The 22,848-nt window shown below is 64.2% G+C and carries 22 protein-coding genes; 16 read left to right on the top strand and 6 right to left on the bottom strand.

Going from position 1 to position 22,848, the window contains the following annotated elements:
• Window positions 1–107 precede the first annotated feature (107 nt).
• Together NYE40_RS16460 and nfsA are read left to right on the top strand one after the other, a co-directional pair.
• Window positions 108–551: a MarR family transcriptional regulator gene (locus NYE40_RS16460; protein WP_164820097.1), complete on the top strand. Its 444-nt coding sequence runs from the start codon at window positions 108–110 to the stop codon at window positions 549–551.
• A 237-nt stretch (window positions 552–788) separates the two neighbouring features.
• A complete protein-coding gene (gene nfsA / locus NYE40_RS16455) occupies window positions 789–1,562 on the top strand; it encodes an oxygen-insensitive NADPH nitroreductase (protein ID WP_240478928.1) in 774 nt (257 codons plus the stop codon).
• Window positions 1,563–1,861: 299 nt separating this feature from the next.
• Here the strand turns inward: nfsA and NYE40_RS16450 are convergent, their stop codons facing one another.
• Window positions 1,862–2,356 (bottom strand): hypothetical protein, encoded by a 495-nt coding sequence (locus tag NYE40_RS16450; RefSeq protein WP_028597576.1) that lies wholly within the window; start codon window positions 2,354–2,356, stop codon window positions 1,862–1,864.
• A 180-nt stretch (window positions 2,357–2,536) separates the two neighbouring features.
• Between NYE40_RS16450 and NYE40_RS16445 the strand changes: the two genes are divergently transcribed.
• From NYE40_RS16445 to NYE40_RS16435, 3 genes are all read left to right on the top strand, one after another.
• Entirely contained in the window at window positions 2,537–3,493 is a 957-nt protein-coding gene (locus NYE40_RS16445; protein ID WP_028597577.1) for an HD domain-containing protein, read from the top strand.
• 111 nt (window positions 3,494–3,604) lie between these two features.
• Entirely contained in the window at window positions 3,605–4,327 is a 723-nt protein-coding gene (locus NYE40_RS16440) for an NAD-dependent protein deacylase (protein WP_028597578.1), read from the top strand.
• Between the two features lie 295 nt (window positions 4,328–4,622).
• Entirely contained in the window at window positions 4,623–5,180 is a 558-nt protein-coding gene (locus tag NYE40_RS16435) for a nitroreductase (protein ID WP_153783969.1), read from the top strand.
• A 36-nt stretch (window positions 5,181–5,216) separates the two neighbouring features.
• Here NYE40_RS16435 and NYE40_RS16430 read toward each other — a convergent pair whose 3' ends face one another.
• Window positions 5,217–6,848 (bottom strand): AraC family transcriptional regulator, encoded by a 1,632-nt coding sequence (locus NYE40_RS16430; RefSeq protein ID WP_339278694.1) that lies wholly within the window; start codon window positions 6,846–6,848, stop codon window positions 5,217–5,219.
• A gap of 125 nt (window positions 6,849–6,973) precedes the next feature.
• Between NYE40_RS16430 and NYE40_RS16425 the strand changes: the two genes are divergently transcribed.
• Genes NYE40_RS16425 through NYE40_RS16400 form a run of 6 tightly spaced genes read left to right on the top strand, consistent with a single transcriptional unit; the run spans window position 6,974 to window position 14,367 of the window.
• Window positions 6,974–8,821, top strand: a complete 1,848-nt coding sequence (locus NYE40_RS16425; protein ID WP_052332958.1) for an IucA/IucC family protein — start codon at window positions 6,974–6,976, stop codon at window positions 8,819–8,821.
• Window positions 8,818–10,836: an IucA/IucC family protein gene (locus tag NYE40_RS16420; protein ID WP_339278693.1), complete on the top strand. Its 2,019-nt coding sequence runs from the start codon at window positions 8,818–8,820 to the stop codon at window positions 10,834–10,836. The genes NYE40_RS16425 and NYE40_RS16420 overlap by 4 nt, the downstream gene beginning before the upstream one ends.
• The gene (locus NYE40_RS16415; RefSeq protein WP_028597580.1) at window positions 10,820–12,214 is read left to right on the top strand and encodes an AMP-binding protein; all 1,395 of its coding nucleotides are present in this window, start codon (window positions 10,820–10,822) and stop codon (window positions 12,212–12,214) included. The genes NYE40_RS16420 and NYE40_RS16415 overlap by 17 nt, the downstream gene beginning before the upstream one ends.
• A 38-nt stretch (window positions 12,215–12,252) precedes the next feature.
• Window positions 12,253–12,489 carry a phosphopantetheine-binding protein gene (locus tag NYE40_RS16410; RefSeq protein WP_339280068.1) on the top strand — a complete coding sequence of 79 codons (237 nt, stop codon included), beginning with the start codon at window positions 12,253–12,255 and terminating at the stop codon, window positions 12,487–12,489.
• 1 nt (window position 12,490) lies between these two features.
• Window positions 12,491–13,498 carry a DUF6005 family protein gene (locus tag NYE40_RS16405; RefSeq protein ID WP_101807903.1) on the top strand — a complete coding sequence of 336 codons (1,008 nt, stop codon included), beginning with the start codon at window positions 12,491–12,493 and terminating at the stop codon, window positions 13,496–13,498.
• Window positions 13,495–14,367 carry a sugar phosphate isomerase/epimerase family protein gene (locus tag NYE40_RS16400; protein ID WP_339278692.1) on the top strand — a complete coding sequence of 291 codons (873 nt, stop codon included), beginning with the start codon at window positions 13,495–13,497 and terminating at the stop codon, window positions 14,365–14,367. Before NYE40_RS16405 ends, NYE40_RS16400 begins: the two co-directional genes overlap by 4 nt.
• A 69-nt stretch (window positions 14,368–14,436) precedes the next feature.
• Here the strand turns inward: NYE40_RS16400 and NYE40_RS16395 are convergent, their stop codons facing one another.
• The 3 genes from NYE40_RS16395 to NYE40_RS16385 form a co-directional block, all read right to left on the bottom strand.
• Entirely contained in the window at window positions 14,437–14,712 is a 276-nt protein-coding gene (locus tag NYE40_RS16395) for a hypothetical protein (RefSeq protein ID WP_028597582.1), read from the bottom strand.
• 15 nt (window positions 14,713–14,727) lie between these two features.
• Window positions 14,728–15,030: a hypothetical protein gene (locus tag NYE40_RS16390; RefSeq protein WP_028597583.1), complete on the bottom strand. Its 303-nt coding sequence runs from the start codon at window positions 15,028–15,030 to the stop codon at window positions 14,728–14,730.
• A 123-nt stretch (window positions 15,031–15,153) separates the two neighbouring features.
• Window positions 15,154–16,050 (bottom strand): AraC family transcriptional regulator, encoded by an 897-nt coding sequence (locus NYE40_RS16385; protein WP_084136572.1) that lies wholly within the window; start codon window positions 16,048–16,050, stop codon window positions 15,154–15,156.
• 137 nt (window positions 16,051–16,187) lie between these two features.
• On the opposite strand from NYE40_RS16385, the gene NYE40_RS16380 reads away from it, so the two are divergent.
• The 3 genes from NYE40_RS16380 to sigK all read left to right on the top strand — a co-directional run bounded on the left by NYE40_RS16380 (window position 16,188) and on the right by sigK (window position 19,010).
• Complete coding sequence (locus tag NYE40_RS16380) at window positions 16,188–16,961, top strand: sugar phosphate isomerase/epimerase (protein WP_028597584.1); 774 nt, start codon at window positions 16,188–16,190, stop codon at window positions 16,959–16,961.
• A 28-nt stretch (window positions 16,962–16,989) separates the two neighbouring features.
• Window positions 16,990–18,009 (top strand): Gfo/Idh/MocA family oxidoreductase, encoded by a 1,020-nt coding sequence (locus NYE40_RS16375; protein WP_028597585.1) that lies wholly within the window; start codon window positions 16,990–16,992, stop codon window positions 18,007–18,009.
• A 299-nt stretch (window positions 18,010–18,308) separates the two neighbouring features.
• Entirely contained in the window at window positions 18,309–19,010 is a 702-nt protein-coding gene (gene sigK, locus NYE40_RS16370; protein ID WP_339278691.1) for an RNA polymerase sporulation sigma factor SigK, read from the top strand.
• Window positions 19,011–19,118: 108 nt separating this feature from the next.
• Here sigK and NYE40_RS16365 read toward each other — a convergent pair whose 3' ends face one another.
• Window positions 19,119–19,334 (bottom strand): helix-turn-helix domain-containing protein, encoded by a 216-nt coding sequence (locus tag NYE40_RS16365; protein ID WP_255309588.1) that lies wholly within the window; start codon window positions 19,332–19,334, stop codon window positions 19,119–19,121.
• A 254-nt stretch (window positions 19,335–19,588) separates the two neighbouring features.
• On the opposite strand from NYE40_RS16365, the gene NYE40_RS16360 reads away from it, so the two are divergent.
• Both NYE40_RS16360 and NYE40_RS16355 read left to right on the top strand, forming a co-directional pair.
• Window positions 19,589–20,563, top strand: a complete 975-nt coding sequence (locus tag NYE40_RS16360) for a Gfo/Idh/MocA family oxidoreductase (protein WP_339278690.1) — start codon at window positions 19,589–19,591, stop codon at window positions 20,561–20,563.
• 54 nt (window positions 20,564–20,617) lie between these two features.
• Window positions 20,618–22,816: a helix-turn-helix domain-containing protein gene (locus NYE40_RS16355; RefSeq protein ID WP_339278689.1), complete on the top strand. Its 2,199-nt coding sequence runs from the start codon at window positions 20,618–20,620 to the stop codon at window positions 22,814–22,816.
• Window positions 22,817–22,848: the final 32 nt, after the last annotated feature.

The raw sequence follows: 22,848 nt of genomic DNA, 5'->3' as shown, positions 1-22,848 counted from the left end.
CTGCCCGAGGATCGGGTTTTTGTCTTTTTTTGCTTTACCTACAAGAAGTTGACCTTATAAGGTTATCCTACATCAAGATTGCGAGAGAAGAAGCAGGAGGCGAAAGCATGGTACAGGATGGGGCATTGGAAGAGCTGACCAAGCAGCTGGATGACCGGTTCCGGCTGGTGCGCAAGCTGATCACATCGGAATGGAACCGGGACAACGAGCACGGGCTCGGCCTTACGCATGCCCGCATACTGACCTTGCTGGCCACGGAAGGGCCGCAAAAAGCGTCGGTGCTCGCGGACAAGCTGCTCATCACGTCGGGAGCGGTGACCGGTCTCGCGGACCGGCTCGTCGAGCTCGGCTATATCGCGCGAGAGCGCGGGGAGTCGGATCGGCGCGTCGTGGTGCTGAGCATCGACAAGAAAGGCCTCAAGCTGCTCAAGCAGATCGACGAGACTCGGCATGCGCTCATGCTGAAGCTGTATCGCGGCATGGAGAAGCAGGAGATGGATATGATGCTCAAGCTGTTCGACCGCATGATCGCCAATCTGCAGAAAGAGTAGGCCGAAGCTGCAAGGGCGGTCTGCGGGAAGTGCCGGGCGTGATGCGCGGCATGAAGCGGACGGGAGCTATGGGAGCCGAGGAAGCGTTCAGACCCGCAGGCGGGCTTGGACGCTTTTTTTGTCCGCAGCGCCAAGGTTTAGGCGAGCCGCAGCCGCAGCCGCCCTGCGGTTGACAAGCCCTGGCCGATTGCCTATTCTAGGCACGAATGGAATCGAGGAGGAACGGGAGGGTTCGCGATGAACGAAAGCAAGAAGGAGCGGCCGGACGCGCTGCGCATGGAGGAGACGCTGTCGCTGCTGGAGCGCCACCGCTCGATCCGCCGCTATGCGGACAAGCCGGTGACGGCCGAGCAGCTGGACCGGATTCTCGGATGCGCGCAGATGGCCTCGTCGTCGAGCCATATGCAGGCTTACAGCGTCATCGGCATTACCGATCCGGAGCTGCGCGGACGGCTCGCAGAGCTGGCCGGAGGCCAGCGCCATGTGCGCGAGGCGCCGACCTTCCTCGTCTGGTGCGCCGATTTGAGCCGCTTCGCGGAAGCGGCGGGCATGCACGGCGCGCAGCTGCAGACGTCGACGGAGTATTTCCTCGTCGCGACCGTGGATGCGGCGCTGGCGGCGCAAAATGCGGCGATCGCCGCCGAGGCGCAGGGACTCGGCATCGTCTATATCGGAGGCATCCGCAACGACATGCGCGCCGTCTCGGAGCTGCTGGAGCTGCCGCCGCTCGTCTACCCGGTGTTCGGCATGTGCATCGGCGTGCCGGCCGAGGAGCCGGACCTCCGGCCGCGGCTGCCGCGCTCGGCGGTTTATGCGGAAAACCGCTATCCGGCGGGCAGCCGTGCCGAGCAGCTTGAGGCATACGACGACGAATACCGCGGCTACATCCGCGGCCGCTCCGGCGGCGGCCGCGATACGACGTGGACGCAGGAGATGAGCGGGCGGACGGCGTATCCGCCGCGCACGTTCACCGGGCTGCTGCGCGAGAAGGGGTTCCGGCTGGAGGATTGACGCTGCCGCGGGCGGCGGGGCGAGGCGGTGGAACGAGGAATCGGAGCGCCGCAGCTGGTGAACCGAGGGAACAAGGGAAGAAGCTCCCTTGTTGGAGCGCCGCAGCACGCGAAGCCGTGGAACAAGGGAAGAAGCTCCCTTGCTGAAGCCCCGCAGCTGGAGAACCGAGGGAACAAGGGAAGAAGCCCCCTTGTCCCCTCGGCAGCATTCCGCAGCGAACCAAAAAAGGGACGGAGCCGAAGCTTCGTCCCTTTTGCAACAAATCAATCCGCGCCGCGCATGGCGTTGCGGCCAGCTTGCTAGCGGCTTTCCTCCTGCGGAGCGGAGCCGACGCCGTTCAGCAGGTCGGTGCCATGGAATTCGTCGGGCGGCGCGACCGGATCGACCGGCGTGCCTTCCGTCAGATCGAGCTCGGCGTCGGAGCTCGGCCTGGCCGCCGCCCGGCCCGGCTCGGAGTCCGCCTCGACGCTTGTCGGCGCGGGCGCCGGCGACTCTCCTACCGGCGTCTCGACGGCATAGTCGCCGCCTTCGCGCTGGCGGGCATAGTCTCCCGGGTCAGGGCCTTCCGCATAGGCGATATCGTCCGCGAGGCGCTCGTTCGCCTCGGCGGAAGCGATCGTGTAGCGGTCGACCTGCACGCCGCCGTAGGTGCCTTCTCCGGACGGATACGTGCGGAGAAGCTCCTCCTCGGCGCTGGGGACGCGGCTGCCCTCCGCCTGATCCTCGAACAGGCCGTGCCGCGGATCGATGTCCTTTTCCGTCGAGAGTCCGTGATCGTTGTCGTTGCGCTTCATGAAGATTCCTCCTCCGTCGAATCGAGCTTGGCTACTCGGATACGTTGATCTTACCCTCCTGCAAGGGTTTCCAATCGCCGGCGCGTCCATACGCCGGCAGGGGAGCAGGACGATTATCCGTGCGCAGCCAAATCGAGTATAATAGGTTCATTATGGTTATACCGGAAGGAGCTTTCACGCATGACCCTGATCAGCACGCTGACCGACAAGCAAGAGGTGACCGGATTCTTTCTCGTCAAGGAGCTGGATGTCAAGCAGACGAACGCGACTCCGCCGAAGGATTACTGGGATCTCGTGCTTGCCGATTCAAGCGGCCAGATTACGGCCAAATACTGGGATCTGAAGCCGGCCGAGAAGGAGTCGCTGCAGTCGCTGCAGGTCGCCAAGGTGCACGGCATCGTGCAGCTGTACCGCGACCGGCTCCAGCTGAAGATCATCCGCATCCGCCCGACGAGCCCGGAGGACGGCGTGCAGCTGACCGACTACATCCGCGCCGCGCCGGTCGAGGCCAAGGAGCTCGTCGCGCAGATCCGCGCCAAGGTCGACAGCATCGGCGACGCCGATATCCGCAACATCGCCGCTTATTGCGTCGTCAAGGCCGGCGACCGGCTGGAGCATTACCCCGCCGCCAAGAGCCATCATCATGCCTACTATGCCGGTCTCGCCTACCACACCGTGCGCATGCTGGAAATCGGCGAGTTCCTGTGCGCGCAGCGTCCGTTCCTGAACCGCGACGCGCTCATCGCCGGCATCGTCCTGCATGACCTGGCCAAGCCCGAGGAGATGAACGCGCAGCTCGGCATCGTATCCGAATACAGCGACCGCGGCCGCCTGATCGGCCATCTGGCGCTCATCTCGGGCTGGATCGTCGAGGCGGCGCTCAAGCTGGGCGTGCCCGCCGACTCGCCGAAGGTGACCGTGCTGCAGCATCTCGTGCTGTCGCATCATAATCTCGGCGAGTGGGGCAGTCCCGTGCAGCCGCAGATGGCGGAGGCGGTGGCGCTTCATTATATCGACTCGCTGGACGCCAAGCTGCAGATGGTCGAGGACGCGCTCGGCTCCATCCCGGAGCAGGAGGCTTGGACGCCGATGATCCGCGGCCTTGAAAACAAGGCCGTCTATCGGACGAGGCTCTAGAGCGGACAAGGACGAGCCGTCCTCCGACGAGCGGCGCGGCCGCTCCGGCTTGACGGAGCAAGCTGTTCCAGCCGAGGCATCATCTACCCTGACTAGAGGAGAGTGGCGGCCATGACGGGTCCAGACTATCGCGAGGCGATCGGCCGCAGCCGGCGCATCGTCTTTTTCGGCGGCGCCGGAACCTCGACCGAAAGCGGAATTCCCGACTTCCGCTCGGCCGGCGGCCTGTACGAGCAGCGCACGAGCAAGATGTACGCGCCGGAAGAGATTTTGAGCCGGGACTTCTTTTTCGACCATCCCGGCGACTTCTATGCGTTCTATCGGGAGCATATGCTGCATCCGCAGGCGCTGCCGAACGCGGCGCATCTCAAGCTCGCCGAGCTGGAGCGGGAAGGCCGGCTGAAGGCGGTCGTCACGCAGAACATCGACGGGCTGCACCAGCGCGCGGGCAGCGTCAACGTGCTGGAGCTGCACGGCTCGGTGCATCGCAACCGCTGCCTCGACTGCGGCCTGTTCCATCCGCTGACGGCGGTGACGGGAGATCCGCGGCCGGTGCCGCTCTGCTCGGAATGCGGCGGCATCATCAAGCCGGATGTCGTGCTGTATCAGGAAAACCTCGACTTCGAGCTGCTCGAGCGCGCCGCCGAGCAGATTCGGCAAGCGGACACGCTGCTCGTGGCGGGCACCTCGCTGACCGTGCAGCCGGCGGCGGGCCTCGTCTCGCTGTTCCGCGGCGACAGCCTCGTCATCATCAACCGCACGGCGACGCCGCTGGACCGCATGGCGACGCATCTCGTGCGCGGCAGCATCGGCGAGGCGCTCGGGTCGCTGTAGCCGACCTGGGCCGCCCTTGGATCGTGAGGACGAAGGCGCTTCACGACAAAAGGCCGGCCGATTCGGGTTTCGTCCGAATGGAGGCGCAGGAACAGATCATAAACGAGCCGCCTCGCCAGTCCAACGACTGGCGAGGCGGCTTTTTGCGCGCTTGGCAGGACGGATCGCGGCCGAGCGGGCGGTTTTTTTGTCCATGCAAAAGGGGCAATGCTCTCCATAGCCTCGCCGGCGCAGGCACGGTTATGCTAGGACATGCGGGCGGCAAGCCGCTCCGCAGCTCGAGACGGAGGTAGCCATGGAACTGAACGAACTGATTCGCGGACGGCGCAGCGTGCATGTATTCGAGGATCGCGAGGTCGATCCGCAGCTCGTCTCCGACCTGCTCGATACGGCGGTGTGGGCGCCCAATCATCGCATGACCCAGCCGTGGCGGTTCATCGTCGCCGCAGGCGAAGGACGCCGCAAGATCGCCGACGCCTGCCGCGCGATGAACGAGCGCTGGGAGCGGGATCCGGCCAAAAAGCAGGAGACCGGCCAGAAATATTACCGCAAGATCATGAGCAATCCGCTGATCGTCACGGTCGTCATGAAGGAAAATCCTTACCTGCAGGTGAGGGAGGAGGATTATGCCGCGACGGCGACGGTCATCCACAACTTCAGCCTGCTCGCCTGGGAACAGGGAATCGGCATGGTATGGGAAACGTACGAGTGGCTGCACGAAGACGTCTTCCGCGAGGCGGTCGGCATCCGGCCCGGCGAGCGGGCCGTCGGCAACCTGCATGTCGGCTATCCGAAAGCGATTCCGAAGGCCGAGCCGAGAATCCCGGCCGCGCAGCTCATCACCTGGCTGTAGCCGGCGGAGGCGGCCAGGCGCGAGGCCCGAGCCGGATCAGCGCACGCGCGCGGCTCCGCGGGGCATGCCGCTGAAGTAGCGGGCGCAGTCGTAGATGGCGAATTCCCGCCCCGAAGGTCCCCATGGATCCCATTCGCGGCTGTCGGGCACATGCAGCCGGCCTTCGCGGACGGCGCGCAGCTCCCTCCAGGCCGGGTGGGCGCGCAGCCGGGCCAGCTCGCGCGCGTCGCTCCATACGACGAGGATGCTGTCCGGATCCATCGACAGCAGCTCCTCGAACGCATGGCTGCGGTAGAAGCCGTGGCGGATGCGGCTGTGCGGGCAAAAGCCGAGCGCTCGATAGAACAGATCGCTGAAGGCATGGCCGTCGGCGCCGAACAGGCGGAAGTCGCCCGGCAGCACGCGCACGATCGCCAGCTCTCCGGCCGCTTCGGCGGCGGAGGCGAGCTGGCCGCGATACGCGAGCTCGATGCCTTGCACGCGGCTTACGGCGGCTTCCGCCTCGGCTTCCCGGCCGAGCATGGCGCCGAGCGATTCGAGGTAGGCCTGCCAGCCGCCGAAGCCGTCCATGCAGACGGTGTTCGGCATGCCGCGCCACGGGCCGTCGGTCGGATTGCCGCCGAAATCCATCTTGATGATGAGGTCGGGCGACAGGCTCTGCACGTCGCGCGGGAGGATGGAGGTCTCGGCGTTGAGCGGCTTCGTGCCCTCCAGCTGCGGCTGCAGATAGTCCGGGAATCCCGAGGGCGTGCGATAGACGCTCGGAAAGGCGGGCGCGGCGACCGGCTTGATGCCGAGCGCCAGCAGATGATCCTGCAGGAACAGATGGCTGACGATCGCGACGCGCGTCGCGCTGCGTCCGGCGAAGGCGCTGGGCGAGACGCCGGCCGTCTTTTTGAACAGCCGGCTGAAATACAGCTCGTCCGCGTAGCCGACGCTGGCGGCGATGTCGCGCAGCGTCGGCCGTCCCGGCTGCCGCAGCAGCTCCTTAGCCTGGCGCATGCGCAGCTCCGTCAAATAGGCGGTCGGCGACTGCCCCGTCGCTTTTTTGAACGAGCGGCAGTAGGCGCTCGGCGTCAGGCTGGCCATCCGCGGCAGCTCCCCGACCTGGATCGGCTCCATATAGTGCGTCTCCAAATAACGGATCGTGCGCTGGACCGCCTCCTGAGCGCCGTTCTCCTCCTCGCCCGGCATGAGGCTGACCCGGTGCAGCAGCTCGTAAAGCAGCGCCTGCCGCCGGAAAAAGGCCGAGGGCGTCCGGCTGCGGCCAAGCTCGAGCATGCCGCCGAGCAGCGTGAGCACGGAGCTCGGGGCGGCGATGCGGACGCTGCGTCCCGGCAACTCGGGAGTGCCCGGCCGAGGCTTGGCCGCGGCGCACAGAGGGAGCACGGACGGCCCGCTGCCGTCGTACTCCAGCACATAGGCGTCGAGCGGCCGATCCGGCTGCAGCTCCGCCTTGATCCAGGTGCCGGGAGCGAGCGCCCAGCAGCTTTCGGGCTCGAGCGGGCAAGGCTGTCCGTTGAGCTCGAGCCGGCCGGAGCCGTCGAAGAGGAAGATGAGGGCATGGCGGAGCAGGCGGAACGGCTGGACCGGCGATCCGCCCTCGAGCCGATGGCGTTTCAAGGAGACGAACGTATAAGAAGAAGCGCGCTTCGTGACGCTGGGCATGGAAAGCTCCTTTTTTTTGTGGATTTAATGAGAATGATTATCATTATTATAATCGTTCCTTCCTGATCCTGGCAAGCCGCCCGACCAAAGCGGATGCCTGAATAAGTTGAACAAGGGGGTCTATTATGAACGAGGCCAAATCGGTCGCGGAGCGGACAGCTCTGCAGGCGATGGTCAACTGTTATGCCCGCGAGGCGGGAGCGGACGCCGAGCTGCGGCTGCCGCAGGAAACGCCGGCCGGCGCGCAGCCGGGCCGGGCCGGCATGCTGGAGCTGCGGCTGAGCGCGCAAGGCATCGTGCTGTGGGTCGGGCTGGACTACCATTCGCCGACCGGCCGGCATGCGGCCAGCGGCAAGGCCTGGTACCGGCCGGAGCTCGGCGGCGCGCTGGCGGAGGCCGACTACATCACGGCGTCGGCGCTGCTCGTGCAGGAGCTGGCGCTGACGAGGCCGGGCCTCGCGCGACGCGACGAGCTGCTGCTGCGCATCATCCAGAGCTGCCGCAACGTGGAGGAGATCGTCGCCGCCGCGCTCGCCCGGCCGGAGCCGGAGTCCGGCGGGAACGACTTCCTGTCCGCCGAGCAGTCGCTCGTCTTCGGCCACGGCTTCCATCCGACGCCGAAAAGCCGCCAAGGCATGAGCGGCGCGGAAGCGGGCGTCTACTGTCCCGAGCTCGGCGGGCGCTTCCGGCTGCATTATTTTCAGGCGCATCGGTCGATCGTCAAGGAGCGGTCGGCTGCCGGCAGCCCGGCCTCGGAGCTGCTGCGCGGCGAGCTGCTGGCCGATCCCGAGGCCGCGCCGGAGCTCAAGAAGCGCTGCGCCGAAGCCGGCTGGACGATGCTGCCGGTGCATCCGCTGCAGGCGCGCTGGCTGCTGGAGCAGCCGCGCACGCAGGACTGGCTGGAGCGCGGGCTGCTGCGGAGCCTGGGGCCGGGGGGCAGAGAGTATTTTCCGACCTCCTCCGTCCGCACGGTGTATCATCCGGATGCCGCCTACATGCTGAAGTTCTCGCTGCGGGTGAAGCTGACCAACTCGCTGCGGGTGATGAAGATCAACGAGCTGGAAAGCGGCATCGAGATTCGGCGGCTGCTCGATACGCGCATCGGCGAGGCTTGCCGGGCGTACCCCGGCTTCGCGGTCATGACGGATCCGGCCTACGCGACGCTCGGGGAGGAAGAGGGGCCGGCGAGCGGCTTCGAGGTCGTGCTGCGGGACAATCCGTTCCGCAGCGGCGGCTCCTGCCGCGCCGTCACGCTCGCCGCGCTCGCCCAGGAGGCGCTGCCGGGCCGGCGCTCGCCGCTCGGCCGCCTGATCGGCCGGCTCGCCGAGCGGACGGGCCTCGCCGAGGCCGAGGCGTCGAGGCGCTGGTTCCGCCGCTATCTCGAGCTGTCGCTGCGGCCGCTCGTCCGGCTGCATCTCGCGTACGGCATCGCGCTCGAAGCCCATATGCAGAACAGCCTCGTCGAGCTGGACGGCGACGGCTGGCCGGTGCGGTACTGGTTCCGCGACAACCAGGGCTATTATTTCAGCCGCTCCATGCTCGGCGCGCTCGAGCGCGAGCTGCCGGGCATCGGCAGCAAGAGCGGCGACGTGTACGCCGACGAGGTGACGGACGAGCATCTGATCTACTATTTGATGGTCAACCATCTGTTCGGCCTCGTCGGCGCGTTCGGCGTCGAGGGCTTGGCGAAGGAGGAGGAGCTGCTGCTGGACATCCGGCGGGAGCTGGAAGCGTTCCGTCCGCTGGACCGGGAGGGCTCGCGCTTCCTCGAGCGGCTGCTGCAGGCGGAGGAGCTGCCGTGCAAAGGCAATCTGCTGACGCGGCTCCATGACATGGACGAGCTGGAGCTGCCGCTGGAGCGGCAGTCGGTCTATGTGCCGATCCCCAATCCGCTGCTCGCCGCGGCAGGGCTTGGACGAAGGAGCGGCGGGCGCCGGGCGCTCGCCGAAGCGATGGGAGGAGGAGCTTCATGAGGCCGGACAGGCGGGAGGAAAGAACGCGGCAGGACGAGCTCGTGCAGAAGGACGAGCGATCGACGCAGGGCGAGCTCGTGCAGAAGGACGAACGATCGACGCAGGACGAGCCGATGCCGCAGGACGGGCCGTCCGGGCAGGACGAGCTCGTGCAGCGGGCGCTGCGCTCCGCCGCTTATGACGAGGTCGGCGAGCGGATGCGCCGCCAGCTGGTCGAGTCGATGCTGTTCGAGCGGCTCGTGCCGTTCGAGGAGCTGGAGGCGGCAGGACATGCGGAAGGAGACGGCGCGGCAGGACGCGGGCGGCTAAGGTTCGCGCTGCGGGCAGCGGACCGGGACGGCGCCCCCGTCCGCTATGAAGCAGAGGGGCGGCGGACGGCGACGTTCGGCCGCATCCGGCTGGACGGGCCGGTACGCCGCAGATCGGCCGGCGGCACGGCGGAGGGAACGCCGCTCGGCATGATGATGGCGGAGCTGCTGCGCGGCACGGAGGTCGAGCCGGACAGCCTCGCCGCGTTCATCCGCGAGCTGGAGGAGACGCGCCTCAAGGACGCTGTCTATCGCTGCCTGCATCCTTCGCCGGTCGCCGAGCTCCGCGAGCTGCCGTACGGCGAGCTGGAGACGGCGCTCGGCGAGGGCCATCCTTATCATCCCTCGTACAAGTCGCGGGTCGGCTTCGACTACGCCGACAACTTCCGCTACGGGCCGGAATACCGCCCGCAGCTGCGGCTGCTGTGGGCGGCGGTGCGGGACGACGGCTGGCTGCATCTTGCCTGCGCGCCGGAGCGGACGCTGGAGAGCCTCGCCCGCGAGGAGCTGGGGGACGAGACGCTGGAGGCGTTCCGCTCCAAGCTGCGCGGGCTCGGGCATGATCCGGACGCCTACGCGCTGCTGCCGGTCCATCCTTGGCAATGGCGGCGTCAGATCGCGCGGGCGCTGGCGGACTGCATCCGCGAGGGCACGGTCGTGCTGCTGGGCGAGGGCGGGGACCTCTATGCGCCGCAGCAGTCGATCCGCACGATGACGAACCGGTCCCGGCCCGAAAGGCCGTACGTCAAGCTGGCGATGAGCCTCGTCAACACGTCGGCCTCGCGCTATCTCAGTCCGCACTCGGTGGCGAGCGCGCCGCAGACGTCGCGCTGGCTGAGCGGCATGATCGGGCGGGACGCCTATCTGCGCGACGAGGCGAGGCTCGTGCTGCTGGAGGAATTCGCCGGCGTCGTCTACGATCCGCCGCCGGCGGACGAGAGCGTCGAGCCGGACATCTACGGCGTGCTCGCCTGCCTCTGGCGCGAGTCGCTGGAGCCGAAGCTGGAGGAGGGCGAGCAGGCCGCGCCGTTCAACGCTTTGTTCGCGGAGGATGCGCGCGGCACGTTCGTCGGCCCCTGGCTGGAGCGCTACGGCGCCGAGCGCTGGGTGCGCCGGCTGCTGGAGGTGTCGCTGCTGCCGGCCGCGCATCTGCTCGTCGTCCATGGCGTCGCGCTGGAATCGCACGGCCAGAACATGGCGCTGCTGCATCGCGGCGGCTGGCCGGAGCGAGCCGCGCTCAAGGACGTGCACGAAGGCTTCTACTACCATCCGCCGCTGCTGGCCGAGCCGCAGGCGGTTCCAGACTACCGCTCGATCCACGAGAACTTCCGCCTCGCCGCGCCGAACGCGCTGTTCGAGCAGGACGATCCGGCGGCTGTGCGCGATACGCTGCTGGACGCGCTGCTGCTGTTCAACCTCGGCGAGCTGAGCTGGATGCTGGAGCGCCGCCACGGCTTCGCGGAGGAGGCGTTCTGGGAGCTGGCGGCAGAGCTGCTGGACGCGCATTTCGAGCGCTTCCCGCAGCCTGCGGAGCGGATGGAGGCGTTCAGCCTGTTCCGTCCGCTCTGCCAGGTCGAGGCGCTGACCAAGGGCCGCCTGTTCCCCGATCCGACGGTGACCTACTGCCACGAGGCTCCGAACCCGCTGCTGGCCGCCCGCAGCCGAATTCAGGAAAGGAAGGCGATGCTCCATGTCCAGCCGATTTGAATCGCATTGGTCCGGCTTCCGCCGGCTGCCGCATCTCGCGCGGCCGTCGGGGAGGCTGTACGCGCTATGCCTCGAAAGCCGCGAGGAAACGGCCGCGCTCGCGCTCTATTTGCGGGAGGAAGGCGGGTCCGCGCTGCTGCTGAGCGAGGACATGCCGCTGGACGCGGCGTTCGAGACCTCGCTCGAGAGCGGCTGCTGCGGCCTCGTCTACGGCCGCGCGGAGCAGTTCCTGGCCGGTCCGCAGCCGCAGGAGCGGACGCCCTGGGAGCCGTCGCTGCTCCAGCACTCGTCCGGCACGACCGGCCGCTCCAAGCTGCTGCGGCGGACATGGGCCGAGATCGCCGAGGAGACGGCCGACTACAACCGGGCGCTCGAGCAGGCCGGCGCGGGGGCGGACAGCGGCCTGACAACGGTCGTGCTCGCGCCGGTGTCGCATTCGTTCGGGCTGCTGTGCGGCGTCGTCGCCACGCTGGCGCGGGGAGCCGAGCCGGTGCTCGCTCCGGCCCGCAATCCGAAGGCGATGCTGGCCGCGCTGCGCGAGCATCCGCGCCATCTCGTCTACGGCGTGCCGCTGCTGTTCCATCTGATTTCGTCGCTCGCGGGAGAGGGCATGCGCTTCCACAGGCTGCTCTCCTCCGGCGCGCCGATGACGGAGCCGCTGTTCAAGCGGCTGCAAGCCCAGGCGGATACGCTGATGCAGCAGTACGGCTGCACCGAGCTCGGCTGCGTCTCGCTGTCGGCCCGCATGGCCGGCGTGCAGGACATCGGGACCGAGCTCGGCCGCTTCGAGGCGCGGGCGGGCGGCGGCCCGGACGAGCCGGCGGAGCTGACGCTGCGCCGCCGGGGGCCGCTTGCCGCGAGCTCCGGCGAATACGGGCGCGGGGTCGGCGCATCCTGGCGGCCGCTGTCTGCGGCGGAGAAGAGAAGCGGCGAGCGTCGTCCGGACGGGATCGTGCTTCCGGATCCGGGAGGACGCCTCCCGGAGCGCGGAGCTGCCGCCGCGCAAGCGGAGTTCCGCACCGGCGATCTGGCCTACCGCGCCGAAGACGGCGGGCTGCGGCTCGTCGCCCGCGCCGACGACGTCATCAACATCGGCGGACGCAAGGTGTATCCGGCCGCGGTCGAGCGGGCGCTGCTGCAGGTGGCCGGCGTGCGCGAGGCGGTCGTCTACGGCAGCCGTCATCCGGTCATGGGCGAGCGCGTGAGCGCGCGCGTCGTCGCCGACGGCAGCGTCGGCGAGGAGGCGATCCGTGAGGCTTGCCGCAGGCTTTTGCCCGCCTACCAGGTGCCGGCCGCGATCGCGCTCGTCTCCAGCCTGCCCGCGCTGCCCTCGGGCAAGATCAGCCGCGCGCGACTGCGCCGGGAGGAGGAATCATGATGCCGAGAGAAGCGAGAAGGAGCGGGCTGCGCGGCCTGATGGAGCAGGACCTCGGCCTCGGACAGCTGCCGGAGCGGCTGGACGACGAGCTGCGGCTCGCCGAGGACCTGGGGCTGGACTCCATCCTCGTCATGCAGCTGATCGTCTGGATCGAGGTGCGGCTCGGGCTGGCGGTGCCGGATGCGGAGGTCGATCCGCGCGCGCTGGCGACGGTCGGATCGGTGCTGGACTTCATGGGGGAGCTGCGCCCGCTCGCAGCGGAAGGGAAGGGTTGACATGAGCATCAAGATCCATTGCCTGATGAGCTGCCTGTGCGAGATCGTGAAAAGGCGCGGAGAGGCCGACCACCGGCCGTTTTATTTCGGCGTGTGGGATGCGGAATTCGACGTGACGGACGACGGCCGCCTCGCCTATCATTCCGAAAGGCTGTCGCATCAGCGGCGGTTCGACGACTACGAGCGGCTGTTCGGCCTGCGCGCGCAGCGCTGGCATGACCCCGGCCTCTCGCCGGAGCGCAACGTGGAGCGGCTGCTGGAGCTGATGAAGGAGCAGCCGGAGCATCGCTACCTGCTCGTCATGCTCGACATGAGCCGGCTGCCGGACCGCGAGACGAAGGCGAGCATGAGCCCGTTTCCTCATTATCTGATGGTGTCGAAGACGGATCGCGACGATACGTGGTTCGTGTTCGACCCGGACTTCCGCTGGGAGGGCGAGGCCAAAAAGGACGACGTCGTGGCGGCCATCCTGGCGATGGGCGAGGACGGGGCCGGCTACTCGATCGATGCGCAGGCCGTGGGCGCGCCGAGCCTGGAGCTCGTGGACGCGTACTTCCGCGAGACGTTCCGGCCGGAGCGCAACGAGCTGACGGAGCAGGTGCGCGCCATCGTGGCGAGAGCGGCCGGAGCCGGCACGCCGGAGGCGCTCGCCTATCTGCTGCCGGCGCTGAAGCAGCTGAAGGTGCTCGCGATCCGCAAGTACGGCTACGAATACGCCTTGATGTATTTCCAGGATACGCTCGGCTACTCGCGCGACCGCTTCCTGAAGTGGGCGAACCAGATCGAGGACCTGTGCCAGACGTACTCGACCGCCCACTACTTGTCCGTGAAGATCGCCATGACCGGCAAAAAAGCGCTCGTCGAGACGCTGCTTGAAAGCCTCGACGAAGCCGACGCGATCGAACGCGGCATCAAGGAGGAGATCTGGCGCCAGTACGACGGCTGGCGGCAGGCGGCGCTCGGCGAGCCGGCCCCGCCGCTGCGGGGGCAGGCGGAGGTGCCGGCATGAAAACGGCGCTGTGCACGATCTCGTTCCGCCACCAGCTCGTCTCGTTCCGCGAGCTGGCGGAGCTGGCTGCCCGGCTCGGCTATGACGGCATCGAGCTGTGGGGCGCCCACGCCGCCCAGCTCCATGAGCTGAACCGCCGGCAGGCGGAGGAGGATCTCGCGCGGCTGCGCGCGCACGGCCTCGGCATCTCGATGGTGAGCCATTATGTCGACATCTCGCCGGAGGCCGACTTCGCCGCGAGTTGCGACAGCTGCCAGCGGCTGATCGAGCGCGCCCTTTGGTGTGGGGCTCCGCGGCTGCGCATCTTCGCCGGCAGCCGCGGCAGCGCCGAGCTGGACGGCGGCGAGCGCCGCGTCGTCATCGAGCAGGCCTGCGAGCTCGGGGCGCTCTGCCGCGAGGCGGGCGTGCAGCTGCTGCTGGAGACGCATCCGGCGACGCTGCTCGACACGCCGGCGATGGCGGCGGAGATGATGCGGCTGGCCGATGCGCTGCGGCCGGGAGCGGCGCTGCTCAACTTCGACGCCCTCCATCTGTGGGAGGCGGGAGGCGAGCCGTCCGCCTGCTGGCGGGAGCTGAAGCCGTGGATCGGCTATGTGCATCTCAAAAACATCGACCGGCTGGAGCATGTCGGCGTATTCCGGCCGGACATCGTTTATGCGGCCGGCGGCAGCCGCGAGGGCATGGTCGCGCTCGGCGACGGCGCGATCGACTACGAGCCGCTGCTGGAGCTCGCCGCGGGCGAGCCGGAGCTGTACGGCTCGGTCGAATGGTTCGGCGGAGACCCCGCCGGCATGCTCGCCCGCGAGAGCGTCTGGCTGCGCGGCCGAATCGCGCGGGCGCAAGCGACGGCCGCAGGCGCTCTGCGCTGAGGCTTTCTTTAGGGTAAAAAAAAGCTGCTCCGCCAAGTCCGTCGACTTGGCAGGGCAGCTTTTTTGCGGCTAGCTTCCGCTCGCTACGATCAGCGCGCTCAGCATGGAAATGGCGAGTCCGACGCCGATCAGGATCAGGAAAAGCAGCAGGTAGGCGCGGCTCAGGTTGCGCTTGTTGACGTTGGCATTCTCGCCGAACGCCCATACGAAGAGCAGGATGAGGCCGACGATCGGAATCGCCAGGAGCAGCTGGGTGACGAACCAGTTGCCGGTCGTCATGACCGAGCTGGGGCCGCCCCCGTGATACGGATCGCGAGCCGAGCCGGAATAAGGCTGTGCATTCATGTCGAAATTCCTCCTTTAGACCGGCATTTCGCTCAACGCGCTGATCATGACAGCGCCGAAGATCGCGAATAGGACGAAGTAGAATGCAATGCCGATGAGCGCCCAGAGCAGATAGGCGCGCGAGAAATGCTTGCGGTTGAGATTGGCGCTGTCGCCGAACGCCCAGACGAACAGCATGACGATGTTCACGATCGGAATCATCAGGATGACGAGCGTGATCAGCCAGGATTTGACGCTGACGGGCTCGTCGCTGCGATAAGGCGCGTAAGGATTCGGGCCGGACGGGCTTCCGTCAAGCGGTTGGATGGTCGTTTCCATCGGTGGACTCTCCCCTTGTCTATAATCGAACCCAAAGATTATCGGCAGGAAGACATGGGAAGTTGAGTGTTTTTTATGAAAAGGATGGAAATGCGAGGATCGACGTGTTCGTGCCGTGACCGGTCATTCCGGCCCGGTCTCTCCGCCCGAGCCGCCCGGGTTGCCGGAGCCAACCGGTCCGCCCGAGCTGGCCGAGCCGTCCGAACCAACCGGCCCGCTCGAGCCTCGCTCGTAGTGCAGCGAACGGTACTCCAGCGGCGAAAGCCCGAAATGCGTCCGGAAGACGCGGTGGAAATAAGAATAGCTGGCGAAGCCGCATGCTTTCGCGATCCGCTCGAGCTTCAGCTCGCCGTATTTGATCTGCTCGACGGCCGCCTGCAGCCGGATCTCGATGGCGTACTGGATCATCGTCTTGCCGAACTGCTCCTTGAACAGCCTCACCGCTCGGGAGAGGCTCAGTCCGGCATGCCGCGCGGCTTCCTCGAGCTTGAAGGTGGAGAAGGCCCGCTCCTCGATGAACCGCTTGATCTTGAGCGCCGCCGTTCCCGGCGTCCCGCTCGGCGCGCTTTCGGCGATCGCCCGGTCGATATACAGGCAGAGGCTGCGCAGGAGCGCGTCCTTCAGCTCCGCATCCTCGTCGAGGGCATGGCGGCGCTTCTCCAGCAGAAGGCTGCGCCAAAGCGTGATGAGCTGCTCGTCGGCTCCGACGCGGCTGACCGTCGGGCGCTCTTTGCGGCTCCACCAGGCGTCGATCCAGGGACCATGGCAGAACAGATAATAGTCCCCGCTCGACAGCCGTCCCTTCCTGGCCGGCTCGCTCACGCTCAGATGATAGTCGTCGCCGGGCCGCAGCAGGAGCAGGTCTCCTCCCGCAAGCCTGTAGGAGACGCCGCCCGAGGCGACCTCGCAGGTGCCTTCGGCCTGCAGGCGAAATAGGTAATGCTGCAGGCCGCTCCTCACATCATGGAGAAACGGCTTGTAATGGCTGGAATAATCGCAGATCAGCAGGGAAGTTTCCACCGGGAACGGCCTCCGTCTTCAGATTTCCAAGCAAATCGTTCATGTTTTGCCGGAATTGTATATGTTCATTCTAGAGGGGAATCGCCTAGAATGAAACCTGAGCCTAAAATCCTTTCCGCAGAGGAGATTGACTACCAATGACCAAGATCAGCATCGGCCTGCAGCTGTTTACGCTGCGCGAGGAGACCGCGTCCGACTTCAAGGGCACGCTGCGCAAAGCGGCGGCGCTCGGCTATCAAGGCGTCGAGTTCGCAGGATACGGAGACCTCTCCGCCGAAGAAATGAAAGCGACGCTGGACGAGCTGGGGCTGAAGGGCTTCAGCAGCCACGTCTCGCTGCACGCGCTGCGCCAGAACCTGCAGAAGGAAATCGACTATCTGAAGACGATCGGCGCGACCTACATGATCTGCCCTTATCTGATGGAGGAGGACCGGCCGCAGACGGGCGAGGGCTGGACCGCTCTGTTCGCCGAGCTGCAGGCGATCGGCGCCGAGGCGGCCAAGCAGGGACTGGTCTTCGGCTATCACAACCATGACTTCGAGTTTCACGGTCAGGTCGGCGAGGAGAATGCTTTCGACGCCATGTTCCAAGCGACGGCGCCGGAAGCGGTCCAGGTCGAGATGGACGTCTGCTGGGTGCAGTTCGCCGGACGGGATCCGGTGGCGTACATCGGCAAGTATGCCGGCCGGCTGCCGCTCCTTCATCTCAAGGACTTCGCCCTCGACGAGCAGGGCGGCATGAAGACGCTGGAGCTCGGACAAGGCGGCGTGGACCTGCCGGCCGTCATCGAGGCGGCCGAGGCAGCGGGCGTGCAGTGGCTGATCGTGGAGCAGGACCATTGCCAAAATCCGCCGCTCGAGAGCGTAGCGAACAGCTACGCCTGGGTGCAGCGCCATTATTTGAACGCTTGATTCCAATTCCGAAGGGAGAACCGATCCGATGAGCAAAATCAAAATCGCGGTCTTCGGCTGCGGCGCGATCGCCCAGCGCAGACATATTCCCGAGTATGCCGAGAATGAGCTGGCGGAGCTGGTCGCCTTTGCCGATCCGATCCTGGAGCGGGCGCAGGCGATGGCGGACCAATACGGCGGCAAGGCTTACGCCAGCTACGAGGAGCTGCTCGCGAGCGAGGACGTCGATGCCGTGAGCGTGTGCACGCCGAACCATCTGCATGCCTCGATGGCGATATTCGCCGCGAACGCGGGCAAGCATGTGCTGGTAGAAAAGCCGATGGCTGCCACGGCAGAGGAAGGCGAGCAGATGATCGAGGCGGCGCGCAGGAACGGCGTTTTCCTCATGGTCGGCCACAATCAGCGGCTGATGCCTCCGCATGTCAAGGCCAAGGAGATTCTCGACTCCGGCGAGCTCGGCCGCGTGCTGACGTTCCGCACGTCGTTCGGCCATCCCGGTCCCGAGGGCTGGAGCGTCGACGGCGCGGGCAGCTGGTTTTTCCGCAAGGACGAGGCCGTCATGGGCGCGATGGGCGACCTCGGCGTGCACAAGTCGGACTTCATCCGCTATCTGCTGAACGATGAGGTGGCGGAGGTCGCCGGCTTCATCGGCACGGTGGACAAGAAGGATACGGACGTGGACGACAACGCCGCCTGCCTGCTGCGCATGAAGAGCGGCGCGATCGGCACGCTCGTCGCCAGCTGGACGCAGTACAAGGGCGGGGACAACAGCACGGTGCTCTGGTGCGAGCGCGGCGTCATGAAGATCGGCACCGTCGACGGCGACGAGGTCATCGTCGAGCCGACCGAGGGCCTCACCCAGACGTACAAGGTCGGCGCCATGGCGACCAACGAGAAGCAAGTGCCGAGCGGCGTCATCGACGCGTTCCTGGAATCCGTCTCGACCGGCACGCCGCCGGCGATCTCCGGCGAGGAAGGCTTGAAGTCGCTGAAGGTCATCCTCGCGGCGTTCGAGTCCCAGCGGACCGGGCAGTTCGTCAAGCTGTAAGAGGCTGCCTGCAAGAAGCTGCCGATTGCGGCGGCAGGCTGGGGGGAGAGTCGAAGGCTCGCCGACAGCGGCAAGGAGCGAAGCGATCGACGCTTCGCTCCTTTTTTAGGTTCAGGCAGGCGGGAGTGCCATCGGCTCCCCTTATCCGGATCGAATGAAACCGCGCGCCGAATGTCTAATTTTGCGGCTCGATGGCGGAGTACAGGCACTTCTGGGCGGCCGCCCACATAAACTAACCGTACATCTGCACCGCCTGCCCCTGGCAGAGACGGTAGTACCGCATGGGGGTGGCCTCCGAAATGCCTGGACTTTTTGCCGCAATCGCCCTGTTCATCAAGCAGCTCAGCCTGCTTGTGTCCTATGTCAAAAACAATGCGTTTCCGCAGCCGTTGCAGGAGGAGGATGAGCTCCGCCATCTGAAGCTGATGGCCGAGGGCAACCAGCAGTCGCGCAATCTGCTCATCGAGCACAATCTGAGGCTCGTCGCGCACATCGTCAAAAAATTCGACAATACAGGCGAGGACGCGGAGGATCTCATCTCGATCGGCACGATCGGGCTCATCAAGGCGATCGAAAGCTTCCAGACCGGCAAGGGCACGAAGCTGGCGACATTCGCCGCCCGCTGCATCGAGAACGAGATCCTCATGCACTTAAGGTCGCTCAAAAAGACGCGCAAGGATGTCTCCCTGCATGATCCGATCGGCACGGACAAGGAAGGCAACGAGATCACGCTGATCGACATCCTCGGCTCGGAGCATGACGACGTCGTGGAGAAGGTGCAGCTGAAGATCGAGAAGTCGAAGATCTACAAAAACCTCGACATTCTCGACGAGCGGGAAAAGGAAGTGGTGATCGCCCGCTTCGGGCTGGAGCACGGCGGAGAGGAGCGCACGCAGCGCGAGATCGCCAAGGAGCTCGGCATCAGCCGCAGCTATGTGTCGCGGATCGAGAAACGGGCGCTCATGAAGCTGTATCATGAGTTTTACAAGGCGAAGAAATAAAGGCCGGCTCGCATGGCCGGATCAAAAGGCCGCTCTCCTGCTTTAAGCGCAGAGGGCGGCTTTTTGCTGCGCTTGCGGCATGAGCCATGCGGGCGGCTGCGAGCGCCGTCAGCTGGCCCCGCCTTCATATCCATATTTCTTTCGGAAATCGCTTGGCGTGATGCCTTCCATCTCCATGAAGACCTTATTGAAGTAACTGGCCGTAGGATAGCCGGATGAAATCGCGACTTGATGAATGGGGCGAGCAGGATGGCTCAGCAGCATTTGTTTGCTTTTCAAAATCCGGCATTTCGTGATATAAGCAAGAGGAGTCGTCCTGGTCACCTTTTTAAAGAGGCTGAAATCCTTTACGCCCGATTCGCGTTGAACATCATGCTCGTCCGGGCTGGTGTATTTGCCGACCGAATGAGGGGAACAGAAGAAGTTGAGCTCATCGCTGTTGTATGTTTCTATTTGCGGCTGTCCAGAACTGATTTATAATTTATGTGAAATTGTAGCATCGTTCCAACTCTAATTGAATGCGCTTACACGAAAGGCGTTTTTATCGGGTATACTTGAAGACTAGGGGGAATCTGAAGATGACGATCAAAATCGGCCTGTTCGGAACAGGAGGATTCGGCAGGATGCATGCCGATCTGCTGTCTGCCATGGACGGCGTGGAGATTAGCGCGATATGCGGCTCCTCGCAACAAAAAGCGGAAAGCATGGCCCGCAACTATCCCAACGCAAGAGGGTACGGCTCCGTGACGGAAATGCTGGATGACCGCAGGCTGGATGCGGCCTATGTCTGCGTACCGCCTTTTGCGCACGCTCATCTTGAAGAGTCTCTCGTGCAGCGCGATATTCCATTTTTCGTAGAGAAGCCGCTGGCCGCCGACCTCGAAACGCCGACGCGAATCAGGAAGGCCGTGGAGGAGAAAAAGCTTCTCACCTCGGTCGGGTACCATTTCCGTTATATGGATGGAACGGCCAGAGCGCAGCAGCTGCTGAAAGATCGGACCGTCGGCATGGCCCTCGGCTATATGATGGGCAATATGCCTGGCGTATACTGGTGGCGCAAACAGGAAGGCTCGGGCGGTCAGTTCGTCGAGCAGACGACTCATATCGTAGACCTGCTGCGGTACTTGCTCGGAGATGTCGATGAGGTGTACGCCGCATTCGCAGGACGCTTCATGCATACGAAGGAAGACGGAGTGGAGGTGCCGGATGTTGGAACCGTGACGCTGAAGATGAAAAGCGGCGCCGTCGCGACCATTTCCAATACATGCATGCTGCCGATGGGACATACGGCGGGACTTCATGTGTATACGGACACGGGCGTTCTGGAGGTGAGCGGGAAAGGATTGAAGGAAGTCGCGGCCGGGAGGACGACGGAATATGCGAGCCGCTCGAATCCCTACGAACTGGAAAACAAGGCTTTCATCCATGCCCTGCGGACCGGAGACGCTTCCGGCATCCTTTCCACCTATAGCGATGCGTGGCGGTCTCAGCAAGCAGCGACGGCAGCCAGCCTTTCTGCATCGACGAACCGGCCGATCAAGCTCCAGGACTGATTGCATCCGGCGCTGATGCGCCTTGCTGACGGAAGCCGAGTAGGGGAGAAGCTCATGAATAAAATATGGCTTCGAAAGATGATCTGGTCCTATATTCCGCTCTTCCTGGTCGTTTTCTCCTTTTTGGTTTTTTTCTTCCTGCAGGCGATGGTGGAGCAAAACCGTAAAAATGCAAAGGAATCCAATGAAGTATTCGCGGCGCAATTGCTGCAATCGGTTGAGGTTTCGTTGAAGACGGTCGACCACATGGTCATTCGGGAGCTTCTTAACAATAAGCTGCTGGCAAGCTACTACGAGGAATCCGACAGCAGCAATGTCGTGTTGAGCTATGAAGTGCTTAAACGCGTGAATGAGCTTAAGCAAGAAGTGTCGTTGATCGATTCTTTTTACCTGTATCGCTATAGCGACGGAACCATATTTTCAGGCAGCATGCAGAACAAGCTCGATCAGTTTGAGGACCGTGAGTTTGCTCGTTCGATGAGCGGCATGTCTGCAAGGCCCAATTGGACGAATATTCGCCGCTATCAGGAGTTCTCGTTCCAGAACCCGAGGCAAGTGATCAGCGTCGTGCATGAAGTGCCGGTCAATTCCGGGACGCAGGGGCTATTTGTCATCAATATCGACATTTCTTCTTTTCGAGCTACGGTGTCCTCGCTCTACAATGAATCCAGTACGTTCGTGAATATATTCGATCGCCAAGGCAACCCGATTTATGCCGACAACCTGCAGCAGGACCGGAAGGTGATGGCAAGCCTCAAGTCCTCTTATACCGGATGGAGCATTGAGAGCGGGATGAACAGCGGGCTGCTGGCCAGCTCGACGTCCGCATTCTCAAGCGTTTGGTTCGCTGTCGGCGTGCTTGTTTTTATATGCGGGCTGGTGCTCATCATCTACATTACTCGCGCGAACTACAAACCGCTCGAGGAGCTCGTCGTCAAATTGAACCATACGCTGTTCTCGAGCGGCGGTTCAGCCGTCAGCCTGGCAGCAGATGAGTTCGCCTTTATCGAATCTGCCATCAACAACTTTGCCGCCCAGTCGAAGCTGGCGGAAAGGGAGTTCATCAAGGCGGCTGTTCTGAAACGCAAAAACGCGTTCAGCATCATGATCTACGGGGATCATGAGCAGCGGGACGCCGCCGAGGCGTCGCCGTTCGAGGGATTGAGCTTGCCGACCTACCATGCCCTGAAGGCTGTTGTCATCGAGGTCGACAACCCGGAGCAGACGTTCTTCACCTACAGCGGCCGAGATCGTTCGTTGTTCAAGTTCGTCATCAGCAGCGTCGTCAACGAGATGGTGCAGCAGCGGGGGATGGCGGTGTGGCTGGAATGGACATCCCCGACCCATTTGACCGGCATTCTGTTCGTGGATGAGCAGCAGGACTTGACTCCCATCTATGAATCGATCATCGACTGGGTCGCCAAAAATCTCAAGTTCACGGTAACGATCGGCGTCGGCCGTTCTTCATCCAGCCTCGAAAAGGTGCGATTATCCTATGAGGAGGCCTGTTCGCTGCTTCACTTCAAGGCTGTGCTGGGTACGAACCGCATCATCCGCTACACAGATGCCCAGAATCAGCAGCAGAAGGATGCACATGAACATCTCCGTACGATTCATGAGATTTCCACCGCTTTCCGCCTGGCAGACGAAGGATGGAGGAAGCTTTTCCGAACATTCTTTGACGATATTCGCGCAGACAAGCCCACCAAGGCCGAGATCGTCAAGCTCATGAACTACATGCTGGCCCACTTGGAGCTCCATCTCTCGAGCAGTTCGAGAGAGGAATATCAGATGATTCGACAGGCGCTGGAGGAAGCGCGCCAAAAAATGGAGTCGTTCGATACGTTGGATGAAATGAGCGAGGCGCTATACGTCACGTTGGATGCAAGCGTCAAGAAATTGCAGGAGGTTCGGGAATCCCGCCACCATTATCACATGCTGCAGGACGTGAAGGAGTATATCGAAAGAGAGTATGCGAACCCGGATCTGTCGCTCGATTATTTGAGCGAGAAATTTTCCATTTCCGCGAAATATTTGAGCCGGCTGTTCAAAGAGTCGTTTGGCGAGAATTTTCTTGATTCTTTAATGTCCATCCGGATCGGCATAGCCAAAGAGCTGCTTCTCCAAAATCAGCATTCGGTCCAAGAGGTCGGGGAGAAGGTCGGGTACTCCAATGCAGCTACATTCCGCCGCGTGTTCCGGAAAGTGGAGGGCGTCTCGCCGCAGGACTACCGCAGCCGATCGCACCATTAGCCATGTCAGGAGGCCCCAGCCTTCCGGGAGGT

Source organism: Paenibacillus sp. FSL W8-1187, from assembly GCF_037965485.1.
GTDB lineage: Bacteria > Bacillota > Bacilli > Paenibacillales > Paenibacillaceae > Paenibacillus_O > Paenibacillus_O pasadenensis.
Note: the sequence above shows the minus strand (reverse complement) of the source record. Positions and strands in the feature narration are given on the sequence as shown.

What these genes read in the sequence shown, in the direction of transcription:
- NYE40_RS16460 (WP_164820097.1), top strand. Translation starts at nt 108, where the DNA reads ATGGTACAGGATGGGGCATTGGAAGAGCTGACCAAGCAGCTGGATGAC.
- nfsA (WP_240478928.1), top strand. Translation starts at nt 789, where the DNA reads ATGAACGAAAGCAAGAAGGAGCGGCCGGACGCGCTGCGCATGGAGGAG.
- NYE40_RS16450 (WP_028597576.1), bottom strand. Translation starts at nt 2,356, where the DNA reads ATGAAGCGCAACGACAACGATCACGGACTCTCGACGGAAAAGGACATC.
- NYE40_RS16445 (WP_028597577.1), top strand. Translation starts at nt 2,537, where the DNA reads ATGACCCTGATCAGCACGCTGACCGACAAGCAAGAGGTGACCGGATTC.
- NYE40_RS16440 (WP_028597578.1), top strand. Translation starts at nt 3,605, where the DNA reads ATGACGGGTCCAGACTATCGCGAGGCGATCGGCCGCAGCCGGCGCATC.
- NYE40_RS16435 (WP_153783969.1), top strand. Translation starts at nt 4,623, where the DNA reads ATGGAACTGAACGAACTGATTCGCGGACGGCGCAGCGTGCATGTATTC.
- NYE40_RS16430 (WP_339278694.1), bottom strand. Translation starts at nt 6,848, where the DNA reads ATGCCCAGCGTCACGAAGCGCGCTTCTTCTTATACGTTCGTCTCCTTG.
- NYE40_RS16425 (WP_052332958.1), top strand. Translation starts at nt 6,974, where the DNA reads ATGAACGAGGCCAAATCGGTCGCGGAGCGGACAGCTCTGCAGGCGATG.
- NYE40_RS16420 (WP_339278693.1), top strand. Translation starts at nt 8,818, where the DNA reads ATGAGGCCGGACAGGCGGGAGGAAAGAACGCGGCAGGACGAGCTCGTG.
- NYE40_RS16415 (WP_028597580.1), top strand. Translation starts at nt 10,820, where the DNA reads ATGTCCAGCCGATTTGAATCGCATTGGTCCGGCTTCCGCCGGCTGCCG.
- NYE40_RS16410 (WP_339280068.1), top strand. Translation starts at nt 12,253, where the DNA reads ATGGAGCAGGACCTCGGCCTCGGACAGCTGCCGGAGCGGCTGGACGAC.
- NYE40_RS16405 (WP_101807903.1), top strand. Translation starts at nt 12,491, where the DNA reads ATGAGCATCAAGATCCATTGCCTGATGAGCTGCCTGTGCGAGATCGTG.
- NYE40_RS16400 (WP_339278692.1), top strand. Translation starts at nt 13,495, where the DNA reads ATGAAAACGGCGCTGTGCACGATCTCGTTCCGCCACCAGCTCGTCTCG.
- NYE40_RS16395 (WP_028597582.1), bottom strand. Translation starts at nt 14,712, where the DNA reads ATGAATGCACAGCCTTATTCCGGCTCGGCTCGCGATCCGTATCACGGG.
- NYE40_RS16390 (WP_028597583.1), bottom strand. Translation starts at nt 15,030, where the DNA reads ATGGAAACGACCATCCAACCGCTTGACGGAAGCCCGTCCGGCCCGAAT.
- NYE40_RS16380 (WP_028597584.1), top strand. Translation starts at nt 16,188, where the DNA reads ATGACCAAGATCAGCATCGGCCTGCAGCTGTTTACGCTGCGCGAGGAG.
- NYE40_RS16375 (WP_028597585.1), top strand. Translation starts at nt 16,990, where the DNA reads ATGAGCAAAATCAAAATCGCGGTCTTCGGCTGCGGCGCGATCGCCCAG.
- sigK (WP_339278691.1), top strand. Translation starts at nt 18,309, where the DNA reads ATGCCTGGACTTTTTGCCGCAATCGCCCTGTTCATCAAGCAGCTCAGC.
- NYE40_RS16360 (WP_339278690.1), top strand. Translation starts at nt 19,589, where the DNA reads ATGACGATCAAAATCGGCCTGTTCGGAACAGGAGGATTCGGCAGGATG.
- NYE40_RS16355 (WP_339278689.1), top strand. Translation starts at nt 20,618, where the DNA reads ATGAATAAAATATGGCTTCGAAAGATGATCTGGTCCTATATTCCGCTC.